Below are 16,221 nucleotides of genomic sequence, written 5' to 3' on the forward strand. Positions count from 1 at the left end.
AATAATCATACAAAAAATGGCCTCCTACGCTAATGTAGGAGGCCATTATTATTTAAGAGAAGTCAGTTTAATTAACCCTGTAGCAAGCGCTCGTTTTCTTCATCATCATCCACTTTCTTCGCATCGCGCATCAGGCGGTTAGCGAAGATGAACTCGTTCAGCTTGGGGACATCTGTATCCATGATTTCATCATTTGTTCCTTCCCAAAGCTTTTTGCCCTGGTACAGGAACATGATCTTATCTCCAATCTCAATAACGGAGTTCATATCGTGCGTCACGATGATGGTGGTGATGCCGTACTCTTCGGTTATTTCGGCGATCAGTTCATCTATTTTTATAGCCGTTAAGGGATCAAGGCCTGAGTTTGGTTCGTCGCAAAAGAGGTAGGTGCAGTTCGGCGCGATTGCCCGGGCAATACCCACCCGCTTCTTCATGCCACCGCTCAACTCAGAGGGCATCTTTTTGTTAGCATTTTCCAGTCCAACGCGCTTCAAGCAAAAGTTTACGCGGTCTTTACGTTCATCCCGGGGCATGTCTGCCAGCATCTTCAGCGGGAATTCGATGTTTTCCTCCACCGTCATTGAATCAAAGAGGGCAGACCCCTGGAACAGCATGCCAATCTTGCGGCGAATCTCTTGCCGGATGTCCAGCTTATTGTTGGTGAAGTAGGTGCCATCGAAGGTGACGCTGCCTAAGTCTGGTTTTACCAAGCCTACGATGCACTTTAGCAGCACGCTTTTACCGGTACCGCTGGCTCCGAGCAGCAGGTTGGTTTTACCGGTTTCAAATACCCCGCTAACTCCGTCCAGCACTTTCTTCCCGTTAAATGATTTATGTATGTTATGTATTTCAATCATATAATTATAATCAATTTAATAAAGCAGCCTCTCGTTAACACCGCTTCTGCAGTACCTGAACCAGGCGCCGCTACAGTAACAGCTGCGCGCACACAAAGTCTGCAATCAACACGGCAATAACGCTGTTTGTAACCGCTGCTGTACTGGCTGCACCAACCTCCAAAGCTCCACCTGTAGTGTAATATCCCCTGAAAGAAGAGATAGAGGAAATCAGGAAGGCAAACACAAACGACTTAATGAGAGCAAACAGAATATTGTAAGGAATAAAATCCCCACGGATACCTGTAATATATTCCTGACCTGTAATCTCGCCTGTGGCGGTGCCTGCTAGATAGCCACCTGCTATACCTAAAAACATAGCCAGGATAACCAGCATCGGGAAAACGAAAAGGGAGGCAATAATTTTAGGCAGTACCAGGTAAGAAGCAGAGTTAATCCCCATTACCTCCAGTGCATCTACCTGTTCAGTTATCTGCATGGTGCCTAGTCCGCCTGCAATATTCGACCCTACTTTACCGGCCAGTACGATAGAGGTGATGGTAGGTGCCAGTTCAAGTATGGTCATCTCCCGAACCATGAATCCAATTGTTGAACGCGGTATAAAGGCGTTATCGAGGTTGTAGGAAATCTGTACTGCTGTTACAGCACCGATAAAAGTGGCCACAATAGCAACGATCAAGATGGAGTTTATGCCGATCAGGATGGCTTCGTCTATCGTGCGGTTAAAAATTATTTTCGGTGACTCGGCCCGTGCGAACAGGCTTTTCATAAAGATTAGATACTCTCCAAAATTTTGCAACATATTGCGGTTGTCAGGTATTTAAGACTTGTGATTTAAACTGTTTCTAAACAAAAATACTGTTAAATACCTATATTACGGTTAAAATTGTAAAACATACAAAACTGCGCACATATGCAACGATATATTTTGGTAACGGGTGGAACGAAGGGCATTGGAAGGGCAATAATAGAGCAATTTGCCAAGGAAGGCTTCCACATTATCACCTGTTCCCGAAACGAAAAGGACCTGCAAAAGCTGAAGCTGGACATTGAGCGAAATTATACTTTCTCTAAGGTGTTTTTCAGGGAGGCAGACCTCAGCGACCGTGGTTCATTGCAGCAGTTCAGTAAGTATGTGGAGAAGCTGGGGGTGCAGGTGGATGTGCTGGTGAACAACAGCGGCCTCTTTATACCCGGCAAAATTATGGAGGAGGACAATGAGGCCCTGCCGTTCATGATCAACACCAACCTCTACAGCGCCTACTACATAACCAAGGCGATCGTGCCGGGTATGATCAGCCGCCGGGCAGGCCATGTGTTTAACATGTGCTCCACGGCAAGTATAACGCCCTACATAAACGGTGGCTCCTACTGTATCTCTAAATACGCCATGTATGGCATGACGAAGGTGCTGCGCGAGGAGTTGAAGGAGCACAACGTGCGGGTGACGGCCATACTTCCGGGGGCAACACTTACCGCCAGTTGGGAGGGCGTAGACCTGCCGCCGGAGCGCTTTGTGAAGGCAGAGGATGTGGCCATGGCTGTTTGGAATGCCTATACGCTGTCGGAGAACAGTGTGGTGGAGGAGCTGCTGATCAGGCCGCAGTTGGGTGATTTGTAGGCAGGCCTGCGCAACGCATGTAAAAAGCAGCAGCCCGAACCAAGTATGGCTTGGCTTTTGTAGCTTTGCACGCATACGTACCAATATATAATGACTAATGAGGAATCAATCATTGATCATTACCCATTATTCATTTAGAAAATGTCTGTTGAAGTAAAGAACCTGACAAAAATATATGGAGCCCAGCATGCCGTGGATGATATCTCCTTTACGGTGGAGCAGGGGCAAATACTAGGTTTCCTGGGGCCAAACGGTGCGGGTAAATCCACTACCATGAAAATTGCCACCTGTTTTCTGCCGCCAAGTGCCGGTACGATTGTGGTGGCTGGCCATGATGTAGTGCAGGACCCAATAGCTGTGCGCCGCAACGTTGGTTACCTGCCCGAGCACAACCCGCTTTACCTCGATATGTATGTGCACGAGTACCTGCAGTTTGTGGCCTCTGTGTATGGATTGAAAGGTAAGTTGGCAAAGGCCCGGGTGCAGGAGATGGTGGAGCTGTGCGGCCTTACCTTGGAGCAGGGTAAAAAGATTGGTGCACTTTCCAAAGGATATCGGCAACGTGTGGGGCTGGCGCAGGCGCTGGTGCACGACCCGCAGGTGCTAATTTTAGACGAGCCTACCACCGGCCTCGACCCGAACCAGATCGTGGAGATCCGCGCGCTCATCAAGCGCATCGGGCAAAATAAAACCGTCATCTTCTCCACGCACATCATGCAGGAGGTGGCCGCCATCTGCGACCGCGTTATCATCATTAACCGGGGCAAACTGGTGGCAAACAGTGATGTGGCGAGCCTGCAGGCTGGCGGCAAAAACGAAAAAGTAACCTTAGTTGAATTTGAGGCACCGATCGAGGTAGCGGCCCTGCAAAGTATAGCGGGCGTTCAGCGGGCAGAGCTGGCGCAGGGCTTGACTTACCGCATCATCTCCAGCAAGGAAGCCGATGTGCGCTCTAGTGTTTTCCGCATCGCCGCCGAGCACAACTGGCCTTTGGTAGGCCTGCGCCAGGAAGAGAACTCCCTAGAAAAAATATTCCAACAGCTTACGAAATAATAATGAATTAGAAATTATGAATGATGAATTATTGGAAGGAAGTGAAAGCAGCTCTGTTACACACTCCCATTCATAATTCATCATTCGTAATTCATAATTAAATATAGATGCTCGCAATCTTAAAGAAAGAATTTAACGGCTTCCTGAACTCGCTGATCGCTTACATCGTGATCACGGTGTTCCTGGTGGCCATTGGCATGTTCATGTGGGTGTTCCCGGAGAGCAGCGTGCTCGAGTACGGTTTTGCCGACATGCAGACGCTCTTCAGCATGGCGCCTTTCGTTTTCCTGTTCCTGATACCGGCCATCACCATGCGCACTTTTGCCGAGGAGAAGCGCGAAGGAACCATTGAACTGTTGCTCACCAAACCTATTACGGACCTGCAACTTATACTCGGGAAATACTTTGCCGCGCTACTGCTGGCGCTGTTTGCGCTGCTGCCCACGCTGCTGTACTATTACTCGGTGTATGAACTGGGCAGCCCCGAAGGCAACGTAGATTCTGCCGCTGTGGTAGGCTCTTACTTGGGGTTAATATTTTTAGCTGGCGTTTTCTGTGCGATAGGCGTGTTCTCGTCGGCTATCTCTGATAACCAGATCATTTCCTTCGTAATTGCCGTGTTCCTGTGCTACATCATCTACACCGGCTTCGGATTAATCGCCTCCATACCTGTGTGGGGCAGCTTCGGCTACTACATCAGTCAATTAGGCATTGCGTATCACTACGAGGCTATCAGCAAAGGCTTAGTTGATTCTCGCGACGTTTTATACTTCCTAAGTGTGATTGCAATCATGATTCTGGCCACTAAACTTGTGTTGAGGAGCAGAAAATGGTAACGGAACAGAATAAGAGCAAACGCGGCGGCGATATTCTCACGTTTATTGCCTGGGTTGCCGCAATCATCCTGTTGAATGTGGTGGCAGCCAATTATTTTTTCCGCCTCGACCTGACAGGAGACAACCGCTATACCATTGCCCCGGTTACCAAGCAGATGCTGGCCAACCTGGAAAATGAGGTGGTAGTGGATGTATACTTGGAGGGCGATTTCCCGGCAGGCTTTAAGCGGCTGCAGCAGTCGGTGCGCGAGACACTAGACGAGTTCCGCATTTACGCCGACGGCAACCTCCGCTATAATTTTATTGATCCTACGGCGATTACAGACGAAACACAGCGAAACGCGTTTTATACTTCGCTGGCGGAGAAAGGCATCATTCCCACCAACCTGCGGGCTACGGAGGACGGAAAGCAAGTGGAGCGCCTGGTGTTTCCGGGAGCAGTTGTGCGGTACCAGGGGAAAGAGACGGCTGTAAACCTGCTGAAAGGCAATTTGGCTGCCAGTGCGGACGAGCGCCTGAACCAGTCGGTGGAAGGAGTGGAGTATGAACTGGCGACTGCCATACGCAAAGTAGGTTTCCAGGGGAACAAGATCATCGGCTACATCACAGGGCAGGGAGAGCTGGAGCAGCAGCAGGTAACTGATTTGCTGGGCTCGCTGCAGGAGTACTACCGCGTGGCCCGTGGCGAGCTGGATCAGATTCCTTCGCTTGAGGGCCTGGACCTGATCATTGTGGCCAAACCCACACAACCATACTCGGAGGCGGACAAGTATAAGATTGATCAGTTTATAATGAAAGGCGGCAAAGCTGTTTTCTTCGTGGATCCGCTGAACGCCAATATTGACAGCGTTGGGGCAGGAGGGATGTTTGCTGTGCCGTACAACCTCAACCTCGACGACCTGTTCTTCCGTTACGGCGTGCGCCTGAACCCCACCATGATTATGGACCTAAACTCTGGCTTCATACCTATGGTAACCGGCTACATGGGCGACAAGCCCCAGACAGAGATGATTAACTGGCGTTTTTACCCCTTGCTTAACAACTTCAGCAAGCACCCCATCACCCGAAACATCGATGCGGTGTATTCCCGTTTTGTAAGCACGATGGATACGGTGAAGGCCGATGGCATCCGAAAGACGCCGCTGGTTTATACGTCCACCTACTCCCGCATTCTGGAGCCGCCTGTGCCGCTCTCTTTGGAAGAAGCCCGTATCGACGTGAAGCCAGAGCAGTACCAGGCAGGGCAGCAGCCGGTAGGGTACCTGCTCGAGGGCAAATTCACCTCGCTGTTTAGCAACCGCCGTGCACCAGATGGGGTGCAGCAAACTAACGTGCAGGAGCAGGGCGTGGAAACAAAAGTGGCTGTGTTCTCGGATGGCGATCTGGTGCGCAATGAGATCAACGGCCGCACCGGGCAGGCGTACGAACTGGGCTTCGACAGGTATAACAATATCACCTTCGCCAACAAGGAACTGGCCATGAACACCATTCATTACCTGCTGGATTCAGAAGGCCTGATTAACGTGCGGAGCAAGGAAATTGAGTTGCGGCCGCTGGATAGGGTGCAGGTGCGGGAGGAGAAAACGTACTGGCAACTGCTCAACCTGGTGGCGCCGATTATACTTCTGGGCCTGTTCGGCATCAGCCGGTATTACCTGCGCAAGCGAAAGTACACGAGATTTTAAAAATATCTGCCTATAACACAGCCTGCCGCCGAAAAGGAGAGGCGAAACCTTTAGGAGAAAAACGAAATATTTATAACTTTGTCCTATAAAGGAAGAAGGCAAATTCCTTTTGTGCGTCTGATTTGGCTTTGCTTCGTACACTGGTTTGTACAGCGGCTGGCAGAAGTACAAAGGTTTTGTGTCTGTCGTCTTGCTACAAGTGTCGCTTTACTTAACCTATAGGTATACATAATGAAATTTATCGTCTCTTCCTCTGCTCTACTGAAGCAGCTATCCAGCATTAACGGCGTGGTTACAAACAACCCTGTTGTACCCATCCTGGAGAACTTCCTGTTCGAGATCAACAACAGCACCCTTACCATCACAGCCAGCGACCTGGAGACATCCATGATCACCGAGCTGCCGGTGGAGGCGAAGGAGAACGGACGCATTGCCGCGCCTGCCCGCATCCTGCTGGAAACGCTCAAGAACCTGCCGGACCAGCCCGTTACCTTCACGATAGACGAAGAGACCTATACCATCGAGATCAGCTCTGCCAACGGCCGCTATAAGCTGTCCGGTGAGAATGCAACAGACTTCCCGCGCGTGCCTTCGGTTCAGGGAGGTAATTCAATCGAGATTCCATCAAACGTGCTGGCACGGGCAATCAACAAAACCATCTTTGCTGTCAGCACGGACGAGCTTCGCCCGGCCATGACGGGTATCTTTGTGCAGCTGCGCTCTGAGAACGTAACGTTTGTGGCCACAGACGGTCACCGCCTGCTGCGCTACCGCCGTTCTGACGTGGGCACAGCCCAGGAGGCTTCGATCATCGTGCCGCGCAAGGCCTTCACTTTGCTGAAGTCTACATTGCCTTCTGAGGCCACTGTGGTGCGCATGGAGTTTAACCAGTCCAATGCATTCTTCAGCTTTGATAACATCCGCATGATTTGCCGCCTGATTGATGAGCGATATCCGGACTACGAGAACGTGATCCCGGTGCAGAACCCGAACAAGCTGGTTATTGAGCGCTCTGACCTGCAAAGTTCCGTAAAGCGAATCTCTATCTACTCCAACAAAACAACGCACCAGATTCGCCTGAAACTGTCAGGATCAGAGCTGCAGGTGTCTGCTGAGGACCTTGATTTCTCTAACGAGGCAAATGAGCGCCTGAGCTGCCAGTACGAAGGAGAGGACATGGAAATCGGTTTCAATGCCAAGTTCCTGATGGAGATGCTGAACAACATCGACTCCGACGAAATCACTTTTGAGCTGTCTACCCCGAACCGTGCTGGTTTGCTGATGCCGATTGTGAACGAGGAAGCAGAGGACGTGCTGATGCTGGTGATGCCAGTGATGCTGAACAACTACGTATAAGCTACAAGAGAATTTTAAGTATAAAAGCAGCGAGGCGGGCCATGATGGCCCGCCTCGCTGCTTTTATACTTATGGGTAACGAGGTTAGCGTCGCTCTTTGCGCACCTGGATGTATACCGGAAAATGGCTGGAGGTGCCTCCCAGGTATAAATTGCCGTTGTAGGTGCTGCGCGGTGTTTCCCTGAACTTGCCCAAGGTATACTTGGTAGGTACCGGATCATGTATGCCCGCTGAGCCGCGCACAAACTGCAGCCCTCCCTGCTCATTTAGCAAAGATTTAGACACCATGATCTGGTCATACATCTGGAAGTCTCCCCGGCTGTGGTAGCTGCCCAGGCCATTCACAAAAGACATGTAATGCGTGTTGAACAGCTCCTCATTATAGGCGGGATTAGGCCTTCCGGTGGCTTTGAGCACCTTTTGCATTACTTCAGATTTGGGTTCTGCCGCAAAATCTCCCATTACAATAATCTTAGCGTTCGGGTCTATGTCCTGCTGCTTCTTTATTTCGCGCCTAAGCGTTGCTGCGGCTAGCCTCTGATATTTATCATCTTCCTTGCCACGGCGCGTGCGGCTGGGGGTAGGCCAGTGGTTTACGTAAATGGTAACCAGTTCCCCGCGCAGTTGGCCCTTTACCTGCAGGATTTCCCTGGAGCGGAAGTTTCGGTCTTTGTAATCTACTTTCAAACTTTCTGTTGCGGTAGGCTTGAACGCCTTTGGCCGGTAAATCAGCGCTACGTCCAGTCCTTCCTCATCCGGCATATCGTGATGAATAATGCCGTAGTTATACTTCTTAAGGGGGGAGGTGCTGATAAGGTCCCGCACTACCTGCTCATTCTCCACTTCGCCCAATCCAACAATGGCAGGTCCTTCATCGCCAGCTATGCTTTCGATGGTGGTGGCCAGCTTCTTCAGCTTTGCCTGGTAGCGTTCCTGCGTCCATTGCCGTGCGCCGTCGGGCAGATAGGCCTCGTCCTTGGTTTTTGGGTCGTTCTTCGTGTCGAACAGGTTTTCAGTGTTGTAAAAGGCGATAGTGTTCAGTTTCCCTTTGCTGGAGGTAGAAGGGAGTTTAGAGCAACCCATAAGGGTTATAAAGGTAAAAAAGAGTAAGGGTGTTTTAATTGCGTGGCGCATCGTGTAACTTTGTACGTATATATCTATTAAAGCATATTACGAGTATTCTGTACAATAAAGTTTAAAAAGAGCGCATGAAGAAATCAGAAATATATTTTAGCATAGCCCTGGATGATAACCGTATTCCCGAAGCAATTAGCTGGAGAGCCACGGATGCAGGCGATAAAATCCACTTTGCCAAGGCAATCAACATTTCGCTTTGGGACCGTGATGAGGCTGGCACCATGAAGATTGACCTCTGGACAAAGGACATGCCGGTGGAGGAGATGAAGTATTTTTACATTGATACCATGGGCGCCATGGCCCAGAGCATCGCCACTGCCACAAGCGATGAGGTAATGGCCAGAAAGATCCAGGCCCTCTGCAAAGAGCTGACTGATCACGTGGAGCAGGACCGCTTGAAGAACGAAGGAAAATAGTTTTTACATAAAACAGCGCCGCCGCCCCAAGAAAGGGCGGCGGCGCTGTTTTATGTACTTATTATAATGTTCTGCTGGCAATTACTTGCTTGAGAGCGCATCGCCTGTAACAGGTGCTTCAGGCTTAATTTCGGCCATAAACTCCTTGTCAATGGCCACGTATTCCTCGCGCTGGTTATAGTAATCGTTATACTGCACCGTACTGAGCACGCTCTCCAAGTATTGGTCGCGCTCTGCCAGTGCCTTTTTGGTCAGGTCATCTATCTTTTTCTGGTTACCAGCATATTGCGCCTCGATGGACGTAATCTGTTCTGCTACCTTTAGGTTTATCTCCCGTACTTTCTGGGACTGATAATTATTCAGGTGCAGGCCACGTATCATTTCTTCAGATAAATGGTCCGCTCTCGCACTTGCCAAGGCCACAGTGTTTTTATTTTCTGTGGCACTCGAACTAAATTTATTTCCGCTGGCTTTCGTTGCACATGCCGAGCCGAGCATCATGCAGGCCAGTATCCATTTCCTTTTCATATTTATGCCTTTCTTTGTCTAACGTTCTGGTTCTCTGTTACTGTATACGTAAATTAGGCGAGGTGCTGTTAAATGATATGCAATTGTGCAGAAGTACCATTTAGAAGAGTAACGGGGCAGCAGAAAGAAGTTTAAGGTATGGGTTCATGGGGCGGAGAAGCATTCGTTACAATCGAATTGAAAGGTTCCGAATTGCTTACGACCTGCTATACATGGTAAGTATAAACAAAGCCGCCCCTTTGCAAGGGCGGCTTTGTTGGTCTAAAAGAAGCCAGAAAGGTTTTATGCTATTAGTTTACCGCAACCGGGGTGGCGTCTGTAGCAGCATTTGCTGTGGCTCCGTTTTCACCGTTCCCAGCGTCCATGGTAGCCATAAATTGCTTATCCATGTTAGTATAGTCGGGGCGGCTGTTAAAGTACTTGTTATACTGTACAGTACTAAGCACCTCTTCCAGGTACACGTCACGCTGGGCACAGGCCTCTTTGCAAAGCTGGTCTATTATTGCCTGGTTGCCAGCATACTGCTGCTCAATTGCCGTCATTTCTTCGGCAATCTGCTTGTTTATCTCCCTGATCTTCTCCGACTGAAAGTTGTTCAATCGAAGGTTCTTAATCATCTGATCGGAAAGGTAGTTTGCTCTGGCGGTGGCCTTCGACTTAACGTTGTTATTGCCGCTTGCCTGGGTTGTGTAAACCATACCAAGCATCAAACATGTTATTACCAATAGCTTCTTCATAGTGCGTCCTTTCGTAGATTTTAAGTTTTATTTTCAGATGTTACAACGCAGCAAGACTACTGAATAATTCCGCTGCAATTGTATTGTTTTGTATGTTGTATAATGCACATACTATGCCAAAAGCCCATCTAATACAAATTAAATGGGCTTTTTTCGGATTTAATATAGCACAATTACTCAGCTGCTACCACTCGTTCATCCACATCATCGATTCCACAGGGGTAATGGTGCGGCGATTATACTTGGCGTTCTTCTTGGTGTTGTAGTAGTTCTCTATTCCGCCTGAAACCTCAAAATAAATCAGCTGACCTATCGGCATGCCATAGTAAACGCGTACTTTCTGAGATACAGAAATCTCCAGCGTCCAGGTATTGCAGAAGCCGACATCGCCTTTACCGGCTGTGGCATGTATGTCAATTCCCAATCGGCCTACACTCGATTTGCCCTCCAGGAACGGCACGTGTGCATGTGTCTCGGTATACTCCAGTGTTACACCCAGGTAAAGCTTTCCCGGTTCCAGAACGAAGCCTTCCTCCGGTATCTCAAATACATCTATTTCGTTGTGTTTGCGGGCATCCAGCACCTCATCCTTATAGTTGGCCAGGTAGCGGCCCAGGTGCACGTCGTAGGAGTTGGTGCCCAGGCAATCGCGGCTAAAAGGCTCTACCAGAATGGTGCCCTTGTTCATTTCTTCCAGTATCTGTTTATCTGTTAAAATCATGTTGGTGGGTATGAGGGCGTAAATTAAGCAGAAGCGGCTGATCTATCAAATTTAAAATAAAAAGCGGCAGTAACACGAGTGCCACTGCCGCTTTCATGCTCTTTTTAAACCTAGGCCTGATGTGCCTCTTGCAGTGCCTCCAGGTTTGCCTGCACATACTGATCCGCTACTTCGGGGGTGATAGCAGTTGATACGAACAGCGACTCGTACTGCGACGGTGCCAGGTAAATACCCCGCTCTAACATAGCGTTGAAGTAGCGCCCGAACAGAGTAGTATCGGAAGTCTTGGCCGAATCGAAATCCGTTACCGGCTGATCGGTGAAGAAGATGCTGAACATGGAGCCCACCTGGTTGATGGTGTACTGCTGGCCCGCTTGCTGCAGGTTCTGCTGCATGCCCGCTACCATTCGGCTTGTCGTCTGCTCCAGTTGCGTGTATACTTCCGGGTGCTCGTTCAGATAAGTAAGCATGGCCATTCCCGCCGACATGGCAATCGGGTTTCCGGATAAAGTGCCTGCCTGGTAAACCGGACCTGCCGGGGCCACATAGTTCATAATCTCAGTCTTGCCGCCGTAGGCACCAACCGGCATGCCGCCGCCGATAATCTTGCCGAGGGTGCTCATGTCAGGCGTAACGCCATAAAGCTCCTGCGCACCGCCTTTGGCCAATCGGAACCCGGTCATCACCTCATCAAATATCAGCACAATGCCTTCCTTATCGCAAAGGTCGCGCAGGCCTTGCAGGAAGCCAGCGGCTGGCGTTACCAGGCCCATGTTACCGGCAACCGGCTCCAGGATGATGGCTGCTACCTGTCCTTTGTTCGCATCCACCAGTGTCTGTACAGCCTGGAGGTTGTTGTAAGGCGCAGTAAGCGTATCGTTGGCTGTTCCTTTTGTAACGCCCGGGCTATCGGGTACGCCAAGCGTAATGGCGCCGCTGCCTGCAGAAATAAGGAAGGAGTCGCCGTGGCCGTGGTAGCAACCCTCAAACTTGATGATTTTGTCGCGGCCAGTAAAGCCTCTCGCCACGCGTATAGCCGACATGGTGGCCTCAGTTCCGGAATTAACCATGCGTACTTTTTCAATGCTTGGCACCATGCTCACAATCAACTCGGCAATCTCTACCTCTTTGCGGGTAGGGGTGCCAAAGGAGAGCGAATTGGGAATAGCATCACGAACGGCCTTTTCCACGAGCTCTGGCGCATGCCCCAGAATCATGGGGCCCCAGGAGTTAATCAGGTCAATGAACTTGTTTCCATCTTCATCATACATATACGCTCCCTTGGCCGACACCATGAAACGCGGATTACCGCCTACGGCTTTAAAGGCACGAACGGGGGAGTTAACACCACCGGGAATACTGTTCTGTGCGCGTTGGAAAAGGTCGTTGCTTGTTTGTGCTTTTATCATAGGTTTAAATAGACTTAAATCTGTTTCAGTTTAGAAAACAGGATTAACGACGGATAGTTGCAGGTTCTCTAGTTTGGTGATCGGTACGTACTGGTTGTCAGGCTGCAGCTGGCCGCGCTGATTGGGGTTCGTGTAGCCAATGCCTGTGAAAATAAGACCCGGCTGCACGCCCGCAGCGCTAAGCTGCTGGTTGAACTGCGGCCCGTACTCCTGCAGCATCCGCCCGAAGTAGTACAGCATCTCAAAACCAGTGTACGCATACTGCGACGGGGGTAGGTTATACTTGCTGGTATAGGCCTGCTGAAACCACTTGTTGGCAGGTGTTTCCTTATTGATGTACTTCGGGCTCACAAAGTATACCTCCAGGTTATCAAGCTGGCTAAGGGAAATCTGGTTGATGTCAAGCCATTTATCATACGTAACCAACGGAAGTTTCTGGGCCTTGCTCTGCAGCAAACTGGTGGCGTTCACGGCGGCGGTCATCTTGTCTGAAAATACTGCCATGTGCCCCACGTCCTGCAGGTTCAGCCCCCTGAAGAGACTGGCCGTGGCGGCCGCCTGGTTCGGGCTGAATTTCCGATAGCCCACAACTTTGCCGCCGAGCTTCTGGAACTGCTGGCGGTAGTGGTAAGCAAAGGTCGTATCGTCTTTGGCGTTTTCGAAAAGTATGAGCGCCGTTTTGGGTGAGAAGTTCTGGTATGCGTAAGTGGCGGCCTGCCGGGCCTGAGTGGCGATAGACGACTCAAATAGAAAAATGTTTGAATTGCCGTCCGCCACATCCAGGCTTTGAGACAAGGGATTGACGACATTGATGTTGTTCTTGGCCGCAAAACGCCCCGCCACCATGGCGGCAGACTTATAGATGGGGCCGATAATCAGATCCATCTGCTGCAGTTCCGGCTGGCTTAGTATGCGTTTCACACCCATGGTGTCGGCACTGGTATCGTAGGCAAACAGCTTCACGTTTATGCCCTGCTTCTTCAGGGTGTCCTGTGCCATTCTCATGCCTGCATACATATCCGTTACAAACTTGTTCTTGCTGTTGCGAGCAGTCTGGGCGTAATCCTGGTTTAGCTGGAAGGGGAGGAGGACAGCCACCTCAAAGCCTGCACTGCTCAACGCATTCTTGCTGAGATAGCGGCTGCGGTCCAAGTTGTGCTGCTGCACCAGGCGCTCCAGGCTCTGGCGGTCCTGAGGGCGGTACCAGCCCCCGATCAGCTTATCGGCGTATACCTGCGCCACCGTTTTATCTGAGCCGAAGCGGCGCAGCAGTTGCTCATACTTTGCACGATCTGTTACGCGGGTGAGGTAGTAGCGCTTCAGGCCCTCAGCATCGGTGGCCAGGGCAGAACCCTGCAGCTCCTGCAGCTTGCTCAGCGCCCGCTCGTACTCGCCCTGCTCAAACAGCACGTTCGCCAAAAGGTAATCGGCATCGGCCATACCCGCCCAACTTGCATGCTGGTTCTGTAACTGCAGCAGCATTTTGTAGGCTTCGTCTGGCTTATTGCCTTTCAGTGCTGCCAGCGCATAGAAATAAGATGCCTCCGGCGCATAGCCACTGTTTCCATCGGTTAGGGGCAGCAGCTCTGCCATAGCCAGGTCGTAGCGCTGTTGCTGCAAAAGTACCTTAGCGTTGCTGTAGGCGGTGGCAGGGTCCTGTGTCTGTGCCTGTGCGGGTAGTGCGAGCATACCTGCCACGGCCAGGGTAGCGGCATAATTCCAGAAGCGATTTTTCATATCTTTTGATGGATGTAAGACATAAGACACAAGACGCAGAATTATGAATAAAAAATCCTGTGTCTTGTGTCTTTATACTTGTGTCTCAATTTTTTATTCCCACTCAATAGTGGCCGGTGGTTTAGAGCTGATGTCGTACACCACACGGTTTACGCCTTTTACCTTGTTGATGATCTCGTTCGACACGTCGGCCAGGAATTCATACGGTAATCGGCTCCAGTCGGCTGTCATGCCGTCTATACTTGTCACGGCTCGCAGCGCCACCACATGTTCGTAGGTGCGCTCATCGCCCATCACACCAACCGATTGCACCGGCGTTAGAATGGCGCCTGCCTGCCATACTTCGTCATACAAGCCCGTCTTTTTCAGGTTGCTGATAAAGATATGGTCTACCTGCTGCAGGATGGCTACTTTCTGCGGCGTTACATCGCTAAGTATACGGATAGCCAGACCCGGTCCCGGGAAAGGGTGGCGGCCAAGTATGGTATCGTCAATCTTCAGTGTCTTGCCCACTAAGCGCACCTCGTCTTTGAAGAGCGTCTTCAGCGGCTCCACCACTTTCAGTTTCATAAAGTCTGGCAAGCCACCCACGTTGTGGTGCGACTTGATGGTGGCTGAAGGACCTTTTACGCTCATCGATTCAATCACGTCCGGGTATATAGTGCCTTGGGCCAGCCACTTCACATCCTCAATCTGGTGCGCTTCGTCATCAAACACCTCGATAAACACGCGGCCAATGGCTTTGCGCTTCAGTTCCGGATCGCTGATGCCGGCAAGGGCGTCGTAGAAACGGTTCTTAGAATCAACGCCTTTCACGTTCAGGCCCATGTGCTTGTAAGAGTCCAGCACGGTTTCGAACTCGTCTTTGCGGAGCAGGCCGTTGTCCACAAAAATGCAGTAGAGGTTTTTGCCAATCGCCTGGTGGATGAGCATGGCAGCCACGCTGGAGTCCACACCGCCCGAAAGGCCCAGAACCACTTTGTCGTTTCCGATCTGCTGCTGCAGGTCGGCCACGGTAGCTTCTATGAATTGCTCTGAAGTCCAGTCCTGCACGCAGCCGCAAATGTGCACCACAAAGTTGCGCAGTAGCGTTTTGCCCTCATCGGAATGCGTTACCTCAGGGTGGAACTGGATGCCATAGGTTTCATGGTCACGGAATTTGTAGGCGGCCACGCGAACCGAGTCGGTGCTGGCAATCACCTCAATGCTATCCGGAATCTCGTAAATGGTATCGCCGTGCGACATCCACACAACGGAGCCAATGGTGAGCTCTTTCAGCAGGCGGTCGCTGTTGTGAATCTCCGTGAGGCGGGCGCGGCCATACTCGCGGATGGTGGAAGGCGTTACTTCGCCGCCACTCTCAAAGGCCATCAGCTGCGCACCGTAGCACACACCCAAAACAGGCACTTTTCCCTGAAACTGGCTAAGGTCGATGGAGGGGTGTTCCGCGTCGCGTACCGAGCAGGGGCTGCCCGAAAAGATAACGCCTTTCACTTCATCTGTAAGTTCCGGCACGTTGTTGTACGGGTAAATCTCACAGTAAACATTAAGCTCGCGTACCCTTCTGGCAATAAGCTGGGTGTATTGGGAGCCGAAATCGAGGATAAGAATTTTTTCTGGCATGCGCAAAATTAAGGCCCTTTTATAGTTTATGCTAATTCTTTAAGCGGCTTTTTACGAAAGCACCGGAATAAGGAGCAAAATGTGGCGCTAAGGCTGCTGTAAACTGGCAGAACGAACCTTGTTCTTTTTAGGCGGCTCATGGTGTAAGCTAAGTTCCTTGCAAGTATAAACTCCTGCCGAAACAGTAAGTACAGCGCTCTTGCGCGAAGCAGATGGTTTAGGGGTTCTTTTCAAAACCGACGATTTAAGGCTGTTGCTGCGGTGCAGAAACGAATAGAGCAGGGGAGGGTGAAAAAGTTATTCTTCTGTAACATGTTGTGCTGTAGCATAAAGTGCGATGCTTCGGGAGAATGTGCGTAATTCTGAAACAAAAATTTGCGGTGCATGGATTTCTTTGTACCTTTGCAACGGCAAATCGGCACGGCCAGCTCCCGTCGAACTCCCCCAGGGCCGGAAGGCAGCAAGGGTAGATGGTCGAAGCGGCGCGATGTTGGTTTGCCACTTT

Annotated in this window: 15 protein-coding genes and 1 other RNA gene; 7 read left to right on the forward strand and 9 right to left on the reverse strand. The window is 50.6% G+C overall.

The window, feature by feature from the left end; translation table 11 throughout:
• Window positions 1-71: 71 nt before the first annotated feature.
• Window positions 72-857 carry an ABC transporter ATP-binding protein gene (locus A0W33_RS17040; protein ID WP_068839294.1) on the reverse strand — a complete coding sequence of 262 codons (786 nt, stop codon included), beginning with the start codon at window positions 855-857 and terminating at the stop codon, window positions 72-74.
• 70 nt (window positions 858-927) lie between these two features.
• Window positions 928-1,659 carry an MlaE family ABC transporter permease gene (locus A0W33_RS17045; protein WP_068839295.1) on the reverse strand — a complete coding sequence of 244 codons (732 nt, stop codon included), beginning with the start codon at window positions 1,657-1,659 and terminating at the stop codon, window positions 928-930.
• A 111-nt stretch (window positions 1,660-1,770) separates the two neighbouring features.
• Between A0W33_RS17045 and A0W33_RS17050 the strand changes: the two genes are divergently transcribed.
• The 5 genes from A0W33_RS17050 (at window position 1,771) to dnaN (ending at window position 7,408) form a co-directional block, all read left to right on the forward strand.
• On the forward strand, window positions 1,771-2,478 hold the full coding sequence (locus A0W33_RS17050; RefSeq protein WP_068839296.1) for an SDR family oxidoreductase: 708 nt from the start codon (window positions 1,771-1,773) through the stop codon (window positions 2,476-2,478).
• A 141-nt stretch (window positions 2,479-2,619) separates the two neighbouring features.
• Complete coding sequence (gene gldA, locus A0W33_RS17055) at window positions 2,620-3,531, forward strand: gliding motility-associated ABC transporter ATP-binding subunit GldA (protein WP_068839297.1); 912 nt, start codon at window positions 2,620-2,622, stop codon at window positions 3,529-3,531.
• A 107-nt stretch (window positions 3,532-3,638) separates the two neighbouring features.
• Window positions 3,639-4,367 (forward strand): gliding motility-associated ABC transporter permease subunit GldF, encoded by a 729-nt coding sequence (gldF, locus tag A0W33_RS17060; RefSeq protein ID WP_068839298.1) that lies wholly within the window; start codon window positions 3,639-3,641, stop codon window positions 4,365-4,367.
• Window positions 4,361-6,052, forward strand: a complete 1,692-nt coding sequence (gene gldG, locus A0W33_RS17065) for a gliding motility-associated ABC transporter substrate-binding protein GldG (RefSeq protein ID WP_068839299.1) — start codon at window positions 4,361-4,363, stop codon at window positions 6,050-6,052. Before gldF ends, gldG begins: the two co-directional genes overlap by 7 nt.
• A 231-nt stretch (window positions 6,053-6,283) precedes the next feature.
• Window positions 6,284-7,408 carry a DNA polymerase III subunit beta gene (gene dnaN / locus A0W33_RS17070; protein WP_068839300.1) on the forward strand — a complete coding sequence of 375 codons (1,125 nt, stop codon included), beginning with the start codon at window positions 6,284-6,286 and terminating at the stop codon, window positions 7,406-7,408.
• An 84-nt stretch (window positions 7,409-7,492) separates the two neighbouring features.
• Here the strand turns inward: dnaN and A0W33_RS17075 are convergent, their stop codons facing one another.
• Entirely contained in the window at window positions 7,493-8,491 is a 999-nt protein-coding gene (locus tag A0W33_RS17075) for an endonuclease/exonuclease/phosphatase family protein (protein WP_068839301.1), read from the reverse strand.
• Window positions 8,492-8,616: 125 nt separating this feature from the next.
• On the opposite strand from A0W33_RS17075, the gene gldC reads away from it, so the two are divergent.
• Window positions 8,617-8,961 (forward strand): gliding motility protein GldC, encoded by a 345-nt coding sequence (gene gldC, locus A0W33_RS17080; RefSeq protein ID WP_068839302.1) that lies wholly within the window; start codon window positions 8,617-8,619, stop codon window positions 8,959-8,961.
• 81 nt (window positions 8,962-9,042) lie between these two features.
• Here gldC and A0W33_RS17085 read toward each other — a convergent pair whose 3' ends face one another.
• The 6 genes from A0W33_RS17085 to guaA all read right to left on the reverse strand — a co-directional run bounded on the left by A0W33_RS17085 (window position 9,043) and on the right by guaA (window position 15,716).
• Window positions 9,043-9,489, reverse strand: coding sequence for a hypothetical protein (locus A0W33_RS17085; protein ID WP_068839303.1), 447 nt, complete (start codon window positions 9,487-9,489; stop codon window positions 9,043-9,045).
• A 290-nt stretch (window positions 9,490-9,779) separates the two neighbouring features.
• A complete protein-coding gene (locus A0W33_RS17090; RefSeq protein ID WP_068839304.1) occupies window positions 9,780-10,226 on the reverse strand; it encodes a hypothetical protein in 447 nt (148 codons plus the stop codon).
• A 184-nt stretch (window positions 10,227-10,410) separates the two neighbouring features.
• Window positions 10,411-10,947 (reverse strand): dCTP deaminase, encoded by a 537-nt coding sequence (dcd, locus tag A0W33_RS17095; protein ID WP_068839305.1) that lies wholly within the window; start codon window positions 10,945-10,947, stop codon window positions 10,411-10,413.
• Between the two features lie 110 nt (window positions 10,948-11,057).
• A complete protein-coding gene (gene hemL / locus A0W33_RS17100; RefSeq protein WP_068839306.1) occupies window positions 11,058-12,356 on the reverse strand; it encodes a glutamate-1-semialdehyde 2,1-aminomutase in 1,299 nt (432 codons plus the stop codon).
• 30 nt (window positions 12,357-12,386) lie between these two features.
• Window positions 12,387-14,093, reverse strand: a complete 1,707-nt coding sequence (locus A0W33_RS17105) for an ABC transporter substrate-binding protein (RefSeq protein ID WP_082815291.1) — start codon at window positions 14,091-14,093, stop codon at window positions 12,387-12,389.
• Window positions 14,094-14,186: 93 nt separating this feature from the next.
• Window positions 14,187-15,716, reverse strand: coding sequence for a glutamine-hydrolyzing GMP synthase (gene guaA / locus A0W33_RS17110; RefSeq protein WP_068839307.1), 1,530 nt, complete (start codon window positions 15,714-15,716; stop codon window positions 14,187-14,189).
• Between the two features lie 407 nt (window positions 15,717-16,123).
• Between guaA and ffs the strand changes: the two genes are divergently transcribed.
• Window positions 16,124-16,221, forward strand: an RNA gene (gene ffs / locus A0W33_RS17115) — signal recognition particle sRNA small type.

It is taken from the genome of Pontibacter akesuensis (genome assembly GCF_001611675.1).
Lineage (GTDB): Bacteria > Bacteroidota > Bacteroidia > Cytophagales > Hymenobacteraceae > Pontibacter > Pontibacter akesuensis.